The sequence below is a fragment of the Oleidesulfovibrio sp. genome, assembly GCF_047973035.1.
Taxonomy (GTDB): Bacteria; Desulfobacterota; Desulfovibrionia; order Desulfovibrionales; family Desulfovibrionaceae; genus Oleidesulfovibrio.
Genome location: NZ_JBKEBF010000024.1, coordinates 45,571 through 65,034, shown reverse-complemented (window position 1 = coordinate 65,034; position 19,464 = coordinate 45,571). Strand labels below are relative to the sequence as shown.

Annotated in this window: 14 protein-coding genes; 9 read left to right on the top strand and 5 right to left on the bottom strand. The window is 50.1% G+C overall.

Going from position 1 to position 19,464, the window contains the following annotated elements; all coding sequences use genetic code 11:
* Positions 1-622: 622 nt before the first annotated feature.
* Positions 623-1,516: a flagellin gene (locus ACK5LI_RS08065; RefSeq protein ID WP_416948029.1), complete on the top strand. Its 894-nt coding sequence runs from the start codon at positions 623-625 to the stop codon at positions 1,514-1,516.
* Between the two features lie 181 nt (positions 1,517-1,697).
* Here ACK5LI_RS08065 and ACK5LI_RS08060 read toward each other — a convergent pair whose 3' ends face one another.
* Positions 1,698-3,845 carry a RelA/SpoT family protein gene (locus ACK5LI_RS08060; RefSeq protein ID WP_416948027.1) on the bottom strand — a complete coding sequence of 716 codons (2,148 nt, stop codon included), beginning with the start codon at positions 3,843-3,845 and terminating at the stop codon, positions 1,698-1,700.
* Entirely contained in the window at positions 3,846-5,570 is a 1,725-nt protein-coding gene (locus ACK5LI_RS08055; RefSeq protein ID WP_416948025.1) for a peptide-binding protein, read from the bottom strand.
* A 224-nt stretch (positions 5,571-5,794) separates the two neighbouring features.
* Here ACK5LI_RS08055 and ACK5LI_RS08050 point away from each other — a divergent pair, with 224 nt between their 5' ends.
* Positions 5,795-9,001: a DEAD/DEAH box helicase gene (locus tag ACK5LI_RS08050; RefSeq protein ID WP_416948023.1), complete on the top strand. Its 3,207-nt coding sequence runs from the start codon at positions 5,795-5,797 to the stop codon at positions 8,999-9,001.
* A 366-nt stretch (positions 9,002-9,367) separates the two neighbouring features.
* On the opposite strand, the gene ACK5LI_RS08045 is transcribed toward ACK5LI_RS08050, so the two are convergent.
* Positions 9,368-10,699: a UDP-glucose dehydrogenase family protein gene (locus ACK5LI_RS08045; RefSeq protein ID WP_416948020.1), complete on the bottom strand. Its 1,332-nt coding sequence runs from the start codon at positions 10,697-10,699 to the stop codon at positions 9,368-9,370.
* 185 nt (positions 10,700-10,884) lie between these two features.
* Between ACK5LI_RS08045 and ACK5LI_RS08040 the strand changes: the two genes are divergently transcribed.
* Genes ACK5LI_RS08040 through cimA form a run of 7 tightly spaced genes read left to right on the top strand, consistent with a single transcriptional unit; the run spans position 10,885 to position 17,558 of the window.
* On the top strand, positions 10,885-11,610 hold the full coding sequence (locus ACK5LI_RS08040; protein ID WP_416948018.1) for a pyridoxine 5'-phosphate synthase: 726 nt from the start codon (positions 10,885-10,887) through the stop codon (positions 11,608-11,610).
* Positions 11,611-11,648: 38 nt separating this feature from the next.
* Complete coding sequence (locus ACK5LI_RS08035; RefSeq protein ID WP_416948016.1) at positions 11,649-12,020, top strand: holo-[acyl-carrier-protein] synthase; 372 nt, start codon at positions 11,649-11,651, stop codon at positions 12,018-12,020.
* Positions 12,021-12,045: 25 nt separating this feature from the next.
* Positions 12,046-13,692, top strand: a complete 1,647-nt coding sequence (locus ACK5LI_RS08030) for an NAD(P)H-hydrate dehydratase (RefSeq protein WP_416948014.1) — start codon at positions 12,046-12,048, stop codon at positions 13,690-13,692.
* Complete coding sequence (locus tag ACK5LI_RS08025; RefSeq protein WP_416948012.1) at positions 13,685-14,137, top strand: CBS domain-containing protein; 453 nt, start codon at positions 13,685-13,687, stop codon at positions 14,135-14,137. Before ACK5LI_RS08030 ends, ACK5LI_RS08025 begins: the two co-directional genes overlap by 8 nt.
* A gap of 14 nt (positions 14,138-14,151) precedes the next feature.
* Positions 14,152-14,658: a tRNA (adenosine(37)-N6)-threonylcarbamoyltransferase complex ATPase subunit type 1 TsaE gene (gene tsaE, locus ACK5LI_RS08020; protein ID WP_416948010.1), complete on the top strand. Its 507-nt coding sequence runs from the start codon at positions 14,152-14,154 to the stop codon at positions 14,656-14,658.
* Positions 14,659-14,696: 38 nt separating this feature from the next.
* Positions 14,697-15,926, top strand: coding sequence for an aspartate kinase (locus ACK5LI_RS08015; RefSeq protein ID WP_416948008.1), 1,230 nt, complete (start codon positions 14,697-14,699; stop codon positions 15,924-15,926).
* A gap of 12 nt (positions 15,927-15,938) precedes the next feature.
* Entirely contained in the window at positions 15,939-17,558 is a 1,620-nt protein-coding gene (cimA, locus tag ACK5LI_RS08010) for a citramalate synthase (RefSeq protein ID WP_416948006.1), read from the top strand.
* Positions 17,559-17,628: 70 nt separating this feature from the next.
* On the opposite strand, the gene ACK5LI_RS08005 is transcribed toward cimA, so the two are convergent.
* Together ACK5LI_RS08005 and ACK5LI_RS08000 are read right to left on the bottom strand one after the other, a co-directional pair.
* Entirely contained in the window at positions 17,629-18,744 is a 1,116-nt protein-coding gene (locus tag ACK5LI_RS08005) for a GGDEF domain-containing protein (protein ID WP_416948004.1), read from the bottom strand.
* Between the two features lie 30 nt (positions 18,745-18,774).
* Positions 18,775-19,446 carry a thermonuclease family protein gene (locus tag ACK5LI_RS08000; RefSeq protein ID WP_416948002.1) on the bottom strand — a complete coding sequence of 224 codons (672 nt, stop codon included), beginning with the start codon at positions 19,444-19,446 and terminating at the stop codon, positions 18,775-18,777.
* Positions 19,447-19,464: the final 18 nt, after the last annotated feature.

The window sequence follows — 19,464 nt, the reverse complement described above, 5'->3', positions numbered from 1 at the left end:
TCTTTTTGTAACCGGACACGCCCTAAAAAGAAATCGCGCAAGAATAACGCTTCTCATCAAACATATTTCTCATTTTTGGATTTCGCCCTTCTTTTTGTCCGAAGCTGTCGACCGGTACGCGTTGGCAAGCTTCGCCAGTAGCGGGTTTGGCCTATATATGTCCTATGTTTGTCCTATCTGTTTTAGGCCCCACGCTATTTCTCATCTTGGCTGTCCCCCTAGTAACCGCATCGGCAACACTAAGTTTTTCTTAGCTTTGCTACTCTTTCTTTCACTTCAGCTTTGAAAGAAACGTCTCGCAAGCAACTTCATAACCCCCCTACCAGCTCCACGCCGATAAATTCTCGGCCCGTCTTCCCATATACTTTCCCGCCTTACACCATCACACCACCCTCGACAGGCAAGCTCTATAGCGTCACAACCCATCACAAGAAAAAAGCTTTTTGCTTTTAAAAATAAAAAAACATTTTTTTCATCCTGAACCCTAAAGTTCAACTTCTATATGCCGATAAGCCTTGCGAGTGGGGAGGGGAGAATCTACGGGTCAGAAGAACGTGAATTCTATCTGACCGCTCCCCGACAAGTGGTGAGGAAGCCGTGACACATTCAAGGAGGAATGGTCATGTCTCTAGTAATCAACCACAATTTAATGGCCTTGAACGCGGCGAACAACCTTAGTGGTTCGTACAGCAAACTTGCTACGTCAATTCGCCGCCTTTCATCAGGTCTTCGAGTGGGAACCGCTGCCGATGACGCCGCCGGTCTCGCAATCCGTGAAATTATGCGTTCTGACATTGCAGCCCTCAATCAGGGTATACGCAACGCAAACGATGCAATTTCACTGATTCAAACAGCTGACGGTGCATTGCAGGTCATTGACGAAAAGCTCATTCGTATGAAGGAACTGGCAGAGCAGGCTTCAACAGGTACGTATACCTCTGACCAGCGTCTGATTATCGATTCCGAGTATCAGGCAATGGCTTCAGAGATTACCCGTATCGCAAACGCCACCGACTTCAACGGCATCTACCTGTTGAACGGCAACCTCTCCAGTGACACACACGATGGTAGCGGTCTTTCTTCCACCGGCAAGCTGAAGGTACACTTCGGCACTGCCAACGACTCGGCGGAGGACTATTACTACATCAAGATCGGAGCATCCACAGCGTCCGCTCTGGGCGTGGGAACCCAGGCAGGATCAAGCGCACAGGCGTATACCATTTCAACGCAGTCTGCCGCTCAGGCAGCACTTGCGGCACTGGAAGACGCCATCGTTTCCAAGGATAAAATCCGGGCAAATCTTGGTGCCATTCAAAACAGACTGGAAAATACAATCAGCAACCTGCAGATTCAGTCTGAAAACCTGCAAGCGGCGGAATCGCGTATTTCCGACGTGGACGTATCGCTTGAGATGACAGAATTTACCAGACAACAGATTCTGTCACAGTCCGCAGTTGCTATGCTGTCGCAGGCAAACACTCTCCCGAGGTTGGCCCTGAATCTTCTCGGGGCATAACCGAGCGCCAGAAAGGGAGACGCTTACAACAGCATACTAACCACAGGCTTCCATGACGCCAGGGGACGGTACGAAGACACTACTTCAGGAAAGACCATCCTCCTCACTCAAAGCGCCAGACGAAAGGGCCGCCCATACAGGCGGCCCTTTCTCATTCTGCATATAAAAAACAAGGTGGAATCTAATCACTATGAGACGACGAACGCGCAACCTCAATAACGGCATCCAGATGCCGTAACCTGTCGATAGTTCTATACAGATGCGCAACGTCACGAACTTCCACCGTAACATCCAGCTCAGACTTTCCATCTACTGATGAACGCATGTGGCATGCATCAATATTCACATTTTCTTCTGCCAGCAGAGCGGTAACTTCTGCAAAAGCACCGATCTTATTCTGGCACAGCATATGAACACGCGCAGGATACGGCTTGTCTTCTGCACCATCCCAAAACACACTTATCAGGCGCTCCGGCTCCATAGCCTGAACATTCACACAGTCGGAAGTATGGACGGTCACACCTCTGCCACGGCTGATATAGCCCACAATGGCATCGCCAGGAACAGGATTGCAACACTTCCCGAACCGCACAAGAACGTCATCCACACCTTTGATACTTACACTATCCGATTTGCGACGCTCTTTCGCAGGCTCCTGTTGTCTGGTTTCCTGCGGCTTGGACGGCTCTTCCTCTTTAGGAAGCAAGCGGCGCAACACCTTGCGCGGAGTAAGGCGTGCATACCCCACTGACGACAGCAGTTCTTCCACATCGCGATAAGAAAACTCTTCCGCAATGGCCTGAAACTCACCTTCTTTCAACAAGCGAGCAAAATTAAGCCCCATTCTGCGGCCCTGCTTTTCCAACATTTCACGGCCAAGAGCGATACTACGGCTGCGCTCTTCCGTACGTATATAGTTGTTGATTCTGGTTCTTGCTTTGGCTGTTTTTACAAACTTAAGCCAGTCTCTGCTCGGGTGACGGTTTGGGTCGGTAATGATCTCGACGGTATCGCTGTTAACCAGCTTTGTGGAAAGAGGAACGAGTTTGCCGTTTACTTTGGCGCCGGAACAATGGTCACCGACTTTAGTATGGATAAGATAAGCAAAGTCGATAGGGGTAGCCCCTTCCGGCAGCTCTTTTACTTCACCTCGCGGAGTGAAAACGTAGACTTCTTCTTTGAAAAGATCGAACTTAAGCGACCGCATGAACTCACGCGAATCACTTTCCATTTTCTGCCAGTCCAGCATCTCGCGCAACCACGCAAATTGTCTGACATCTTTAGAGCTTACACGTTTGCCTTCTTTGTAAAGCCAGTGAGATGCAACGCCGTGTTCCGCCATACGGTTCATTTCTGCCGTACGTATCTGAATCTCGATACGTTCGCCGCCGGGACCGACCACCGTAGTATGCAGGCTCTGGTACATGTTAGCCTTAGGCATGGAGATATAGTCTTTGAATCTTCCATGAATTGGCTTCCAGGCCGCATGAACAAGCCCAAGCATGGCATAGCAATTCTTCACGTCGTCCACGATTACACGGAACGCGATAACATCCGGCACTTCATCAAGAGCAAGGTTCTGCTGCAGCATTTTGCGATAGATACTGTTAATATGCTTTACACGCCCTTTCACCTTGCCCGGGATGTCGTTTTCTTCAAGCATTCCCTGCAAAATGCCTATCACCTGATTTATATAATCAGTGTCTGCAACACGCTTTTTTTCCAACCAGTCAGAAAGCTGACTCCAGATGTCTGGCTTAAGGTACCGTAACGAGAGGTCCTCAAGCTGCAGCTTCATGCGGTGCAGCCCCAGCCTGTTCGCCAGCGGCGCGTAAATATCCATTGTTTCCTGTGCAATCAGCTTTTGCTTATGCGGCTTCTGGAAATCCAGCGTACTCATATTGTGCAGGCGGTCTGCCAGTTTAACGATGAGCACGCGAATATCTTCCGCCATTGCCAGAACCATTTTACGGATATTTTCAGCCTGCGCCTCTTCTTTACTGTCGAAGGTCATCTGGCTGATTTTTGTCACCCCATCGACAATATCAGCAACTTCTTCACCGAACAGCGAATCAATCTCTTCAATGGAAGTTTCGGTATCTTCGACGGTATCATGCAGCAGCCCCGCAGCAATGGAGGCCTCGTCCAGACGCATCTTGGCCAGACTGTGCGCCACTGCAAGAGGATGCATAAGGTAAGGTTCGCCGGAAAGACGTGTCTGCCCCGCATGAGCAGAGGCAGAAAATACGTATGCTTTCTGAATAAGCTCGATATCGGCATCCTGCCGATACTCCGCAATGGTATCGAGTATGTCCTGTATACGGATCATCTAGTTCTTCTTTGTCTCATCGTTAGAGGCAGCTCTGCCGGAAGCGGCTTTATACCGTTGCATTCCGGCGGGAACCCACCACTTGGTAAAATTATGCGTCAACCCTGCAGGAGCAGGCTCAACACCCTTGAAGCGGGCATGTACAATGGGCAGGGCGTACGGCACGTACAAAAATGAATACGGCTGTTCATAGTCGAGAATACGTTGAACTTCGTCATACAGCGGCTTTCTGCTTTCCTGATCCAGCACTGATCTGGCTTGCTCAAGCAGCGAATCAACCTCTGGATTACGGTACTTGGTAAAATTCAGCCCGCCGGCCACAGCTTGAGAGGAATGCCAGACCATAAAAATGTCAGGGTCTTGCAAGATATTCCATCCCAGCAGCACCGCGTCAAAACGCCCTTTTTCAACAAACTCTTTCACAAATGCCGCCCATTCAACAGTACGGATGCGTACATCCACTCCAACCTGCTTCAGCTGGCTTTGAATAATCGTTGCAGCTTTTATACGCTGATCATTTCCCTGATTGGTCAGAATAGTAAAGACAAAAGGCTGGCCATCGCGCTCTACCACACCGTTTCCGTCGGAATCTGTAAAGCCTGCTTGTGCTAAAAGTCTACGCGCCTCGGCAATATCATAAGGGTATTCATCAAGCTTGTCATTATACACCCACGTTTCGGGCTTATACGGCCCGACAGTCGTCCTGCCTTCCCCCAGCAGCACTCCGGCAATCAAAGCTTTGCGGTCAATGCCATAAGACAAGGCACGACGGACGTTCAACTCGTTGAACGGGGCTCTTTCAAGATTATATCCGAGGTATGCGTAACCAAACGACAAGTAGCGAAATTTCTGCCAATTAGCGTCCCACTCGCCCCCATTAGACTGAAACTTGAATTGCTGAGGAGTGAGTCCCATCATATCAAGCTTTCCAGCTTTTAATTCAAGGAACATGGTAGCCAAATCAGGAATGTTACGATACACAACCTCATCAATATACGGACGACCTTCAAAATAAGAGTCGTTCGCTTCCAGTACTACCCTGCTGCCGGGCACCCATTCTTTCAATTTATAGGGGCCGGAACCTACAGGTTTACGCAGCAAAGGTGTAGTTACTAAATCCTGTCCTTCAAGCTTATGCTTGGGCAGGATGTCACTCATCCAAGTAATGAGTGATCTGGCAAAAGGTTTTTCATACCGCACTTCGACTGTGTATTTGTCGATTTTACGGAATTCCTTTACTGCCAGAAAGTCACTTGCATATGCCGTGGGGGTTTTGGGGTCTATCATCATGCGGTATGTGAACTCGACATCATCTGCTGTCAGTTCTGTGCCATCTTCCCATTGAATTCCTTTTCGAAGTCGAAAACGCAACAGCGTTCCGCCTTCTTCCACGTCATAGGATTCGGCAGCCCATGGAACTATCTCCAGGTCTTTGTCGTATTTCAGCAAACCGATATATAGCTGACTAGTGATTTCCTTTGATGCGCTATCATTTGAAAGTGCACTGATAAGGTTGGTAGGTTCGCCTATAGTGCCAATAACTATGCGGCCACCATAGTCAGGCTTTACGTTGTTTTTTGTTGCAACTTCAGGAAGGGGGTTGGCTGCTGACGGCTGCTCGTTTAAAGACTGCTGCTCATCAGTGGAAGTTTTTTCACCACCGTCACAGGCTCCAAGTACGCACAAAAGCAACACACTGGCAAAAACTGTTAACACTCGTTTCATGAAAACCTCTCAGGCTATTGCCAATTCCGGCGGATACGTTATTCTTCAATAGAAAACTAAGGGTGAGTGCCCCTAACATATGCACCTACCAAAGTTCCGTTCCGTTGAAAACAGCAAGGTTTTCACCTAGTACTATAAACAGTCCGCGCTTACCACGCGGGGGGACACGCTGTTGCGGCTGCCCGCAAGGCGGATTCCGCACTGTAGAGGAGCTAGACCTTACCATGGACAGACCAGAGGAAACGACCGTAAAATCAATGTTGCAGGAATTCGTGACTGACACGGTTCCGGAGTATATCATTGACGGGTCGCACAACATCCTCAACAGCGGGGGAGTCCTTAAGCTTAGCTTGAAAAAAAGCGGGGGCTACTGGGATGTTGAGGCACACATTCAAGGCGATGATTTTCAAAATTATTCGCCCAAACTTTCGTTAAACATAAGTGAAGAGACGATCAACTACATGTGCAACTGCCCGGATTCGTTTTCCGGTGTGTGCCGCCATGTAGGGGCCGCTGCTCTCAAATTGCTTTCGTCCCTTGAATCATCTGACGAAGCGGAACCTGTTGCGCCCAAAATGGAGTGGCGACAGAGCTTCAGAAACTTTTTCTCAACCGAGTTTGAGCCGGAAGCAGGCAAGCACTACCTGATCTACCGTTTTCACCCTGAGCCGGGCAGGCTTCAGGTGTCCTTCTTCCGTGCGCGCCAGAACAAATCAGGCCTTTCAACGGTTCACAACGAAGTCACGCTTGACCAGATTATCAACAATCCTGACTGGTGCGAGCTGTCTCCGGACTTACCGGCTGTCGCCAGACAGATAGGACAGTATCTGGACTACATGGGACACCGTGTAGAAATTCCTGATGGTCTGCTCACCTGGTTTTTCTGGACAATCCGTAACGAGTATTATCTGTTCTGGCAGGAAACTGAAAAACCTTGCCATATCGACAGCACCACTATGCGCCTGAAGCTTCAGCCACGCCTTCTTGATGGAGGGCTGGGCTTTGACGTTATGCTGCACCGCGAAGGCAAAGCACCGCAATCGATTCTTGACTCTGAAGTTACCTTCCACGGTCAACTGCCGCTATGGGTATGCTGGCGCCGGGGATTTTACCCTGTACACACCAGTCTCAGCTCCGGTCTTGTTCAGGAACTTGCACAACACCCTCCCGTCATTCCGCAGGAAGACATCTCGGAATTCCTTGACCGTGTATGGACGCAGCTGCCAGCTTCCGACTTGTACGGTCAGGAAGAGTTTCTTGAGCATATGGAGCCCATCTTCGTTCCTGCCAGCTATAACCCCAAGTTATATCTGGACGAAGAAGGCAGTCTGCTGACTTTACAGATTCAGAACATCTACGAGACGATTCACGGAGAATTCCTGCTACCCGGGCCGAACCCCGAATTCCAGACAGGCAGTTATCCGTTTGAGGGGCAAACGTTCCTTTTACGGCGCCAACAAGATCAGGAGGCCGCCCTTACGCAGCAATTGCTGGAAATGAACTTCCAGCCGCGTAACAACAGGGTCTGGTTCCTTGAGCCGGAGGAAGCTATCAACTTTTTGCTGGACGCATACCCCAAGCTGATTGCTGAATACCGCGTATACGGCGAAAAGGCTCTCTCGCGTTACAAGGTACGTCTGTCGCAGCCGATCATTTCGGCTAAAGTTGAATCCAACGAAGAGGAAAAGTGGTTCTCGCTTGACCTTAACGTTGAGTACGATGGTCAGAGCGTTCCCATTGAAAAAATCTGGAAGGCGTGGACAGAAGGTAAGCGTTACGTTCAGTTAAAAGACGGCTCGTACACAAGCTTACCCGAGTCATGGCTTAAGACATTGGGACACAAGCTTCGTGCCATGGGCCTTGACCCTGAAAAGGCTCCCAAAAAGCGCTTTGAACAATACGAAGCCCCGCTGCTGGACAACCTTCTGGAAGACCTGCCTGAAGTTCAGACAGATTCGTTCTGGAACTCATTGCGCGAAAAGATTCATACCTTCCAAGAAATCAAAATCATTGACCAGCCCAAGGGGCTGAATGCCACCCTGCGTGGTTACCAGCAACAGGGACTCAGTTATCTTAACTTCCTGCGCGAATATGGCTTCGGCGGTATTCTGGCTGACGAAATGGGCCTTGGTAAGACCATTCAGACTCTTTCGTTCATCCAGTACATGGTGGAAAGCGGCCGCACCGGTCCCAACCTGATCGTTGTGCCGACCTCCGTTCTGCCTAACTGGGACCGTGAAGCGCAAAAGTTTGTACCCAACCTGCGCAGACTGATCATTTACGGTACCCGCCGTGAAAATATGTTTGCCCAGATTGCAGATTCTGACATTGTAGTCACCACGTATGCTCTGCTGCGCCGTGACCTTGAAGAACTACAGGAATACGAATTCAACTCGCTCATTCTTGACGAAGCCCAGAATATCAAGAACCCGAACACAATCACCGCCCGTTCTGTGCGCAAGATCAGCGCAGATCTGCGTCTCTGCCTGTCGGGTACGCCCATTGAGAACAACCTCTTTGAGCTGTGGTCGTTGTTTGAGTTCCTTATGCCCGGCTTCCTCGGTTCGCAGCACAGCTTCCAGCGCGGAATCATCAAACCCATCAAGGATGGGGACCCGGATACGCTGGAATACCTTCGTACTCGCGTTAAACCGTTTATCCTGCGACGTACTAAATCAGAAGTGGCAAAAGACCTGCCGCCCAAGGTGGAAAACGTCTACTACTGTGCTCTTGCAGAAGAGCAGCAGGAACTTTACGGCGCACTTGCCAAGCGGCTTAAAGAGCAGGTCATGGCTGACGTGGATGAAAAAGGCATCGCTAAAAGCCAGATGTCCATCCTTGATGCGCTGCTCAAGCTTCGTCAGATTTGCTGCCACCCGAGACTGCTCAAACTGGATATGCCCGGCCTGACAACGAACCTGCCCTCCGGCAAGTTTGACGCCTTCAAAGACATGATTACTGACATCGTGGAAGAAGGCCACAAGGTACTGGTATTCTCGCAGTTTGTTCAGATGCTGCATATCATCCGCTCATGGCTGCAGATTAATGATATGCCTTTCTGCTACCTTGACGGAACCAGTAAGGACCGCTTTGATCAGGTAGACAGGTTCAACGACTCGCCTGACATTCCCATCTTCCTTATTTCGCTTAAGGCAGGTGGTACAGGCCTGAACCTGACCAGTGCTGACTACGTAATCCACTACGACCCGTGGTGGAACCCTGCAGTAGAAAATCAGGCTACTGACCGCGCACACCGTATCGGCCAGAAAAGTCAGGTGTTCTCGTATAAGATGATCTGCCAGAACACTGTTGAAGAGAAGATCCTCAAATTACAGGATATGAAACGTAACGTTGCAGACTCCATCATTCCCGGACAGGATAGTTGGAAATCTCTTACTCGCGACGACCTTGAAATGCTCTTCGACGTGTAAAGGCAATGTCTGGGCATCAGCCCTGCAATAACTCGACGTGTTACACACAAATCAGGGCTGTGGGATAACCTCACAGCCCTTTTTTATATACAGACCGAAGGTTACTTGTTTCAAACTACACTGTAGTATCTCTGAGTCACAACATTTATGCACCTATCCACCACTGCATCGACAACATTCTTTATGACAATCACTAAAGCAAATATTACTTCCTATGACTTTCCCAACGTACTTCACCAAATGCTTTTTCACCCTGTCCGTAATCTTCACTACCATTCGACAACAGGCCTCTCAAGTCAGAGTAGTATGCATAAAAAAGGACGCTTCTTGTTGAAGCGCCCTTTTTAATCACATCATGCATATCTGTTAGTCGGGACGACCAACGCAGAAATATGCAAATCCTTCCTCAGCCATGAACTGGGGCGAATACAGGTTTCTGCCATCAAAAAGAATCGGAGCAGTCAAAGACTTGCGTACCCGACTGAAGTCAGGGTTACGGAACTGGTTCCATTCAGTCACTACCAGAAGAGCCTGAGCGCCTTCTACTGCTTCGTACTGTTCATCAACAATGCTTACAAGCGGATTGTCGGCAAGCAGTTCACGGGCATTATCAGCTGCAACGGGGTCAAAAGCTTTGACTCTCATGCCACGGTCAGTCAATTCCTTGATAATGGCTAAGGCCGCGGCTTCGCGCATGTCATCAGTATTGGCTTTAAAAGCAAGTCCCCACAACGCGATTGTCTTACCCTCTACTCCGCCCTGAGGCTCGAAGTAGTTGATAATACGCTCTGCCATATGGCGCTTCTGACGGAAGTTGACATCTTCTACAGCTTCCAGCAGTTGCGGGCGGAAGTCATATTCATGCGCGGTATGAATCAGGGCTTTTACGTCCTTGGGGAAGCAGGAGCCCCCGTAGCCCACACCGGGGTAGATGAAGTGGTAACCAATACGATGGTCAGAACCGATGCCGGTACGAACATCGCGAACATCAGCACCTACGCGCTCGCACAGTGTTGCGATTTCATTAATAAAAGAAATTTTTGTTGCCAGCATGCAGTTAGCGGCATACTTCGTCATTTCCGCACTGCGCACACCCATCACGATCAACTTTTCGCGACTGCGTGCAAAAGGCGAATAAAGCTGCTTGAGGTACTCCGCAGTTTCAGGAGAATCAGTACCTACAACAACGCGATCAGGCTTCATAAAATCGTTGACCGCGTCACCCTCTTTAAGAAATTCCGGGTTAGAAACAACATCGTAAGGAATGTCTGCGCCGCGCTTAGCCAACTCTTCCGCAATAATTGCACGTACTTTATCTGCAGTGCCAACCGGAACCGTAGACTTATCAACAACGATTTTTTTGTCGGTCATGTACATACCGACTTCACGTGCAACCTGCTCCACGTAGCCAAGGTCACAAGAGCCGTCTTCGCGCGAAGGAGTGCCCACGGTAATAAAGACGAACAGTGAGTCCTTAAGCCCTTCTTCAAGGCTTGTGGTAAACTGCAGACGGCCTTCAGCGTAGTTCCGGCGAACCAGCTCTTCCAAACCGGGTTCGTAAATATGAACTTTGCCGGCTTTCAGTGTCTTGACAACTTCAGGGTTAACATCCACGCAGCGGACGGTATTACCCATTTCTGCAAAGCAGGCAGCACTGACGAGACCTACGTATCCAGTGCCTACGATACAAACATTCATTATGGTATCCTTATCAAAGTTGAGTATAATGCGTAGTAAGGTTGTTGCACCGTTCAGTTACTCATTAGCATAAAAAACGTCAATGCCTGCTCCTATATCGCTACAGCGCTGCAAATATGGCCCGCAGGGCTTGACTTTTTTCATAACTATGTTCTGAACATTGCAAAAAACTTAGGAGCAAAAGAATGCCAGTTCTGGTAGTTAATGTTGATCATATTGCGACGTTGCGTCAGCAACGGATGGGAAAAGAGCCTGAACCGGTAACGGCGGCACATTTAGCCGAACTGGCAGGTGCAAGGGGGGTTATTGTCCATCTGAGGGAGGACCGCAGGCACATACAGGACAGAGATGTTGAACTTATTTCGCAGTGCCTGAATACACGTCTACACCTTGAGATGGCAGGTACAGAAGAAATGCGGGAGATAGCGCTCCGCGTAACTCCTTATATTGTCTGCCTTGTCCCTGAAAAGCGGGAAGAGCTTACCACTGAAGGCGGGCTGGCTGTTGCAGGCAGAGTTGATGTGTTGCGGGAATACCTTGCTCCCATTCATGCGCAGGGCATCCGCTCCAGCTTGTTCATTGAAGCAGACCCCGAGCAAATCCGTGCAGCCAAGGCTGTAGGCTCAGAATACATTGAACTGCACACCGGACATTTTGCCGATGCTCCTACCCCAGAGGCAATGAAAAAAGAGCGTGATAAAATCATCGCTGGAGTCGAGCTAGCCCGCACGCTGGGGTTAAAAGTAAACCTCGGGCACGGCCTGAATTACACCAACATTTTTGAATTTAAAAATGTGTCCGGAATTAATGAATACTCCATCGGACACTCCATTGTTTCCCGTGCCGTTATGGTTGGTTTTGAGAAAGCCGTCCGGCAGATGGCAGACATCATCGGCACTTTTGCCGAGTAGTCCGGTCAAACGTCCATTTAACCCAACGGGATAACGTGGTGATAGTCGGAACCGGCATAGACCTGACAGAGCTGGACCGTATCCGCAAAGCGCTTGAGAGACATCCTGAGCGCTTTGCCAAGCGGATTCTGCATGACAATGAGCTGGAAAGCCTGCAGCCTGTCACACCAGCAAGGCTGGCTGCCCGCTTTGCCGCTAAAGAAGCTGCTGTCAAAGCGCTTGGAACCGGTTTTACCATGGGAATCAGTTTCAAGGACTTGGAAGTATATAATGAAGCGAACGGCAAGCCCGCACTCCGCTTGCACGGTGAAGCCAGAGAGCAAGCAGAACAACTTGGCGTAACCCGCATTCACCTTTCATTGACGCATGGCAGAGATACGGCTGCAGCAGTTGTTATATTAGAGAATTAACCTTCCGTACGCCACAGGACTAAATATGTACCTTCCGCTGCCTACCCCGACAGAAATGAACAGCTGGGATCACAGTGCTATTCATGACGCTGGAATACCGGCCGAACTCCTGATGGAAAACGCGGCCAGAGAAGCTTTCAGAGTTCTGAGTTCATGCTTTGCCCCCGTCCGGCACACTGGTGCGCACCTGCAGGAAGATCCGGCAACAGCGCTGGCTGACAAACGGATTATCTGTTTCATGGGAGGCGGCAATAACGCCGGCGACGCAGCGGCTGTTGCCCGCCACCTGTACAATGCGGGTGCAACGGTTCTTGTGATACACACCAGACCGTTGGAAGCCTTTGCCAATGAAGCTGCATGGCACATAGATCAGGCAATGCAGCATGGTGTCCCTTTTCTCCCCTATGATCCGGCAGCGAACTCTTTTATTCCTGCTACGCTCAGTTCCAAGCAACTGGCTTATTGGAATGATACTGATCACAGCATCCCCGCACTGCCTGACGTAGTTATAGACGGTCTTTTGGGCACGGGACTTAAGGGTGATGTTTCCGAAGAAATGCTTGCACCCATACGGCATATCAACACATTAGGGCAGCATGCGTTTGTGATGTCTCTGGACATCCCCAGCGGACTTAACGGAGAAACAGGCATACCTGCACCTGAATGCGTGCAAGCGGACTGTACAGTGACTTTTCAGGCCGCAAAGCTGGGCCTTGTGCAGCCAGAAGCACATGAGCACACCGGCACACTGTATGTCCGAGAAATAGGCATCCCCCAGTCTGTACAAAAAAAATTGCCGGCTGCAGTTCAGAGGACAACAGATGCCGTGGCTATGCTGCCTCCCCCGCCTTCGGCGGCCATGCACAAAGGCACTGCGGGCCATGTACTTATTCTTGGTGGCTCCACAGGTCTCTCCGGTGCTCCCTTGTTGGCTGCTCTGGGAGCTCTCAGGTCGGGCGCCGGGCTGGTTACAGTAGCCCTTCCTGAACGCCTTGAAAGCCATGTAAAGTGCAGCCATCCGGATATCATGACCGTGCCCGTTCAGTGCGGCGACAACTGGGAAGGAGCAGATCCGGAGTGCATAGTGCACCTGCTGCAGCGATGCGGTGCATTGCTTGTAGGCAATGGCATGGGCCGATCGGAACATGCAGCCCGACTGTTTGCCAACGTAATTGAACTGCCGCGTCCCGCAACAATTTTTGATGCCGATGCACTTTTTCATTTACGTCACCCGACACATGCACTTGCATTGATGCGCGAAATAGATATTCTTACCCCTCATCCGGGAGAAATGGCATTCCTTACCGGACTAACCTGTGATCAGGTACAAGCCGACAGGCTGGCGGCAATGAAGCTTTTCACGCAACGCTGCCCAGCAACCTGCCTGCTTAAGGGTGCCGGAACATTGGTTGCCAACAGCCGTTCCTTCACAGCTTTTATTAATGCTGGTGCCCCTTCTCTTGCAGTAGGCGGTTCCGGAGATGTTCTTGCCGGTATGTGCGCGGCTTTTACTGCACAAGGGCTAGGTCCCTTTAACGCTACGGTGGCAGCCGCACATATTCACGGAAAAGCCGGCGAACAGCTATTGCGCGAAAATCCGTTGCGCGGTACTACCGCAACAGAAATCGCCGACATTATTCCACGTACAAGAAAGGAGCTCTACCATGCTTAGCGCAAAAGACATTATGTCCGCAGACCCTGTGACCATAGCTCCTGACATGGATATTATCGAAGCCACCAAGCTGCTGCTTGAACACAAGTTCAATGGTCTGCCAGTTGTGGACCATAACGGCAAGCTCGTCGGTGTTCTCTGTCAGAGCGACCTTGTTGCACAACAAAAAAAGGTCAACCTGCCCTCCCTGTTTACCATCCTTGATGGCTTTATCCCTCTGAAATCGCTATCTGACGTTGACTCAGAAATGCGAAAAGTCGCGGCAACCCGTGTGGCAGACGCCATGACCGAAGAGCCGGTTACGGTATCTCCTGATACGCCGCTGGATGAAGTTGCCACTTTGATGGTGGACTCCAAGTACTACACGTTGCCCGTGGTGCAGGATGGTCGTCTTGTCGGCGTTGTCGGCAAAGAAGACGTTCTGCGCACCCTCGTGGGCGCATAGCCACAAGCATAGCAATGCAACTGTTACTCAGGCTTCAAAACTCTGAAGCCACGCAAGAACTGGGAGCGTTACTGGCGGAAAGCATTATGCATTCCGGCGGCGGCGTTGCACTTTTTCTTAAAGGTACTCTTGGCGCGGGCAAAACTACGCTGGTTCGTGGTTTGGTTTCCGCTTTGCCGGGTGGTGACAACGCAGAAGTAAGCAGCCCCAGTTTTAATATTTGTAATATTTACCCTACTCAACCGGAAACAGCGCATTACGATCTTTACCGGCTCGAAGGCGCTCCTGTGGATGACAGCCTGTACGATCATATTGAAGACGGGGCATCCCTGACTATTGTTGAGTGGGCCGAATACCTGCCAGAAGATGCACGTCCAGACCATGCCCTCACGTTAGCATGGCAACCGTGCGACTCTGGCCGACTGGTTACAATTCAAGCAACTGGCGACAAGGCGGAAACCATACTTGCCGAGCTGGCATCACGGACTGCCGGCTGCACCGTCAGCCCCCATGCGGGCTAATGTCCGTTGAAATAACGCTAAACGATCAGGATTACGGTATGCGTATTCTAGTACAGAAGTTCGGAGGAACTTCAGTTGCCAATCTGGAGTGCATGCAACAGGTAAAGCAAAAGGTCCTCAAAGCCCGCGCACAGGGATACAAGGTCGTCGCTGTCCTGTCAGCCATGTCCGGAGAGACAAACCGCCTACTCGCAATGGCGGACCAATGGTCACAATGCCCCGATCCCGCCGAAGTCGATGCTCTCATTTCGACAGGTGAACAAATTTCTGTCTCTCTTTTTTCCATGCTTCTGCAGGGGGATGGAGTCAGTGCAAGGTCGGTACTGGGCTTTCAGATTCCCATGAAGACCAACACTTCGCACGGTCGGGCAAGGATTCTTGATATTGACAGCAAAATTCTGCTCAACATGCTCGAGCAGCACGATGTGCTTGCCGTAGCCGGTTTTCAGGGAGTTACAGATAAAAACCGTATCTCCACATTGGGCCGCGGCGGCTCTGACACGTCAGCTGTAGCCCTTGCTGCGGCTCTTGGCTGTGAATGCGAAATTTATACAGATGTAGACGGCGTATACACCACAGACCCCAACATGTGCTCTACAGCGCGCAAGCTGGACAGAATTTCGTATGACGAAATGCTTGAGATGGCCAGCATGGGTGCAAAGGTTCTACAAATCCGTTCCGTCGAATTTGCTAAAAAATATAAAGTTCCTGTACGCGTCCGTTCGACGTTTACCGACGACGCAGGAACGCTGCTTACTCAGGAGGACTCTCAGATGGAAGCCGTTATGGTATCCGGAATCGCATATGACAAAGATCAGGCACGAATTACCCTACGCGGGGTACCGGATACTCCCGGTGTTGCCGCGTCGCTGTTCTGTCCGCTGGCCGATGCCGGAATCGTCGTTGACATGATCGTCCAGAACCCCAGTCTGGACGGCGTTACGGACATGACGTTCACCGTACCGCGCAAAGACCTGAAGAGTGCGCTTGAGCTGGTCGAAAAAACCAAGACAGAAGTCGGAGCAAAAGAAGTACTGCACGACCTGCACGTATGTAAGGTTTCCGCCATCGGCGTGGGCATGCGAAACCATTCCGGCGTAGCAAGCAAAACCTTTGCAACTCTGCGCCGCGAAAACATTAACATTTTGATGATCAGTACTTCTGAAATCAAAATCACCTGTCTGATAGAAGAAAAATACACAGAACTGGCCGTACGTACTTTGCATGACGCTTTCGGCCTCGACAAGGATCAGTCTCAATCAGGCTGAAAATAAAATGCCATGAAGCAGATAGAAATATACGACACTACGCTCCGCGATGGTACACAGGCTGAAGACATCAACCTCAGCACTGAAGATAAAATCAAAATAGCTCTAAAGCTCGATGAGTTGGGAGTCCGTTATATTGAAGGCGGCTGGCCGGGATCAAACCCAGTCGATCGCGCTTTCTTCAACGAGATTACCAACTATGCAATACGGCATGCGCGAATTACCGCCTTTGGCAGCACGCATCACCCGAATTTTGCAGCGTCTGAAGACCCGAACCTACGGGCTATTATTGAATCCGGCGTTCAGACGGCCACTATCTTCGGTAAAAGCTGGGACATTCACGTCAATGAAGCACTACGCATACCGTTGGAGCGAAATCTGGAGATTATCCATGATTCGGTCGCCTATCTGCACAGCAAGCTAAATGAAGTGCTTTTTGATGCAGAGCACTTTTTTGACGGCTATAAAGCGAATCCGGAATACGCGCTGGCAGCACTGCGCAAAGCGCACGAAGCAGGAGCCCGCGTTCTGGTGCTTTGCGACACCAACGGAGGAAGCCTTCCCAGTGAAGTTTTCGACATCACTGCAGAAGTTCGCAAAGCACTACCGGATGCAACACTCGGCATTCATACTCACAACGATTGTGAACTCGCTGTGGCAAACTCCATTGCCGCTGTTCAAGCCGGTGCTGAGCATATTCAGGGAACCATCAACGGCGTTGGCGAACGCTGTGGCAACGCCAACCTGTGTTCAATCATACCAACGCTTGAACAAAAATTCCCGGGCAAGCATCAATGTCTTCCCGAGGGGCACCTGCAGATGCTTACGCGTATCTCGCACTTTGTCTCTGAAGTTGCCAACGTTCAGCCGTTCAGCAGACAACCTTTTGTCGGTCGCTCTGCGTTTGCTCATAAAGGCGGTATTCATGCCAGTGCAGTAAACAGAATGGCAAGCCTGTATGAACATATGGACCCTGAGGTGATTGGTAACAGGCAACGGGTACTGCTTACCGAGCTTGCAGGAAGAAGTAATATTGTTTCCATTGCCAGACGGTTCGGCTTTCACCTCGAAAAAGACGAGCCTGTGGTCAAAGGACTGCTGAAAGAGCTTAAAGACAAAGCAAGTCTGGGCTACGACTACGCTGCAGCAGAAGCATCCGTAGAATTACTGCTCTTCCGGAAGCTTGCCCGCAGAGGTGTACGGCAGTTCTTCAGGCTGATCAACTTCAGGGTGCTTGAGTCCAAGCAAGGGCGTGACGATCAGCCCATGTCTGAAGCGACAGTCATTGTAGAGGTTGAGGGCATCGAAGAACATACTGCAGCCTCCGGCATGGGTCCTGTGAACGCATTGGATAACGCCCTGCGTAAAGCATTGTCGGGCTTTTACCCGCGCCTTAATGAAATGCGCCTGCTGGACTTTAAAGTAAGAGTTCTGACCGGCGCCAAAGATGAAAAAGGCAGCACGGCTTCTGTTGTACGGGTTCTCATCGAATCAGGAGACCAACATAGCCGGTGGGTTACGGTAGGCGTTTCCTTCAATATCATCGAAGCAAGCTGGCAGGCACTGGTCGATTCAATCACGTACAAATTGTACAAAGATGAATGTGAGCAGCGCTCCAAGCTGAATCAGTAAAATAAAATGCCGGCACCTCAGGGTGCCGGCATTTTTACTTATTCATACTCGTTTAGCAGGTGGGAACAAATCATGAACCGATTATTTCGAACCTGTCTTCACCCTCTTTGCCTTCGAGGTATTTGCAAACCAGATTCCTGCCCTGACGCTTTGCTTCATAAAGAGCACTATCGGCAGAATCGATCAGGTTATCCTCAAAAGCCCCCCGCCATGCCTTACTTGCATAAGCCACGCCGGCACTCAGAGTAATACGGATACCGCTACGTACAACCTCTCCGTCATTATTACGGATGACAAAGTTAAACGCTTCCATACTCGTACGTGCAGCCTCTGCAAGTTCCTCGGCCTTCACCACAAACTGCCCGCGAAGAATAATTGAAAACTCTTCACCGCCGTAGCGAGCAACCAACACATCTGTGTCTCTCTTTCCTACAAGAGTTGAAACAGCATCTTGCAAAATTTTTGCCACAGTGCGGATGGCCTGATCACCTATCCTATGGCCAAACTCATCATTGAAGTTTTTAAAATTATCAATATCAAGCATTATCAACGCAAGCGGCACGTCCTTCTTGCGCCACATCGTTACAGAATCTTGCAGGAACTCATCAAAAGCTCGTCTGTTATGAAGACCACTTAACGGGTCACGCTGTGTTAGTTCCGTCATGGCTGCTGCATCGCGTTCCATCACGTTAATGACATCATGGAACGTCTTTTTAAGCATTGCCACTACTTCTTCAGGCTCTTTACCGCTCACAACAGCGTCAATGCTGGCTGTCTCAAGGTGTTCAACTTCACCTTTGCGCCGCAGCATCAAATTTCTGAATTCTTCTGCCAGACTGGCTGTTTCCTGCATGGCCCTGTTCAGACGTTGCTCATAAGGGGCAACCAGAATCTGCCTGTCCCGTTCAAGGATGTGCTGATAACTTTCTTCTGAAAAATCTCTATTCTGCAAAACTTCGACAAGGAGCTGCTGAACCTGAACTTTCTGCTCGCCAGTTAGGTACGTATATTCTTGCAGACCTCGCATATATAAAATCAGCGTCCGCCATTTAGCGTCTTTGGGAACTCCTACTCTGTCGAGCGCTTCGCACATCCGGCCGTCAGCCGAAAAATCGCACCCCCCGGTGCGCACGCAACCAGTCGCAGCATCTGCGGCGTCTTCTGGTTTCAAAATTTTCTTGTTCATGGTCGTTCCATAGCTGCTTTACACAATCCATTAAGGCTGAGCAGGCCAGACCGAACAAGATCTGGCCGGAGCCATGCCATGAAGGAAGGCTTGTATAAGATTATCAAAATGCACACGGTTCCGATAGGATATTTTATTGAATGCATCACATCGAGAGCTAAAGAAACGCTTGCTACGTTTATTGCCTCTGTAACCTTTTTCGGCAGTATCAAACGCTTGGACCAAGGCCCACATCCCCCGCTTTTCTCCTATGGCTTTTTTTTGTGCCCGTAAAAGTCTCTTTGAGAGTTCCTCAGGGACGTCATCATGGTAATAAAACCATGCAGCACCATCTCGTACAAGAACCTCATTCAATGATGTTCCGTCAGGTAATTTTCCTTCTCCGACAATGCGTCCGAAGCGGTCTTTGCCACTATTGGACATATTCAATACAATCAATCCCCCTGCAAGATATTTTCTCAAAACATCACGGGATTGTACAGAGTAAAGCCCTCCGGTTTTTCCATCACGCGGCATTTCAGGTGCATCAATACCGGCAAGCCTGACAGACCTCCCGTCCAGCATAACGACCGTATCGCCATCAGGAATAAACCGTACCGGAAAGCTAACGTCGGAAGCGCGCGCCACAGATGCAGCAAATAACAGCACGCATAGTCCCGCACACAGGCAGAGGATCTTTCCTCGCTTGTAACTCACATCCATTTCAGCCGCCTGATTATA

What these genes read in the sequence shown, in the direction of transcription:
- ACK5LI_RS08065 (WP_416948029.1), top strand. Translation starts at nt 623, where the DNA reads ATGTCTCTAGTAATCAACCACAATTTAATGGCCTTGAACGCGGCGAAC.
- ACK5LI_RS08060 (WP_416948027.1), bottom strand. Translation starts at nt 3,845, where the DNA reads ATGATCCGTATACAGGACATACTCGATACCATTGCGGAGTATCGGCAG.
- ACK5LI_RS08055 (WP_416948025.1), bottom strand. Translation starts at nt 5,570, where the DNA reads ATGAAACGAGTGTTAACAGTTTTTGCCAGTGTGTTGCTTTTGTGCGTA.
- ACK5LI_RS08050 (WP_416948023.1), top strand. Translation starts at nt 5,795, where the DNA reads ATGGACAGACCAGAGGAAACGACCGTAAAATCAATGTTGCAGGAATTC.
- ACK5LI_RS08045 (WP_416948020.1), bottom strand. Translation starts at nt 10,699, where the DNA reads ATGAATGTTTGTATCGTAGGCACTGGATACGTAGGTCTCGTCAGTGCT.
- ACK5LI_RS08040 (WP_416948018.1), top strand. Translation starts at nt 10,885, where the DNA reads ATGCCAGTTCTGGTAGTTAATGTTGATCATATTGCGACGTTGCGTCAG.
- ACK5LI_RS08030 (WP_416948014.1), top strand. Translation starts at nt 12,046, where the DNA reads ATGTACCTTCCGCTGCCTACCCCGACAGAAATGAACAGCTGGGATCAC.
- ACK5LI_RS08025 (WP_416948012.1), top strand. Translation starts at nt 13,685, where the DNA reads ATGCTTAGCGCAAAAGACATTATGTCCGCAGACCCTGTGACCATAGCT.
- tsaE (WP_416948010.1), top strand. Translation starts at nt 14,152, where the DNA reads ATGCAACTGTTACTCAGGCTTCAAAACTCTGAAGCCACGCAAGAACTG.
- ACK5LI_RS08015 (WP_416948008.1), top strand. Translation starts at nt 14,697, where the DNA reads ATGCGTATTCTAGTACAGAAGTTCGGAGGAACTTCAGTTGCCAATCTG.
- cimA (WP_416948006.1), top strand. Translation starts at nt 15,939, where the DNA reads ATGAAGCAGATAGAAATATACGACACTACGCTCCGCGATGGTACACAG.
- ACK5LI_RS08005 (WP_416948004.1), bottom strand. Translation starts at nt 18,744, where the DNA reads ATGAACAAGAAAATTTTGAAACCAGAAGACGCCGCAGATGCTGCGACT.
- ACK5LI_RS08000 (WP_416948002.1), bottom strand. Translation starts at nt 19,446, where the DNA reads ATGGATGTGAGTTACAAGCGAGGAAAGATCCTCTGCCTGTGTGCGGGA.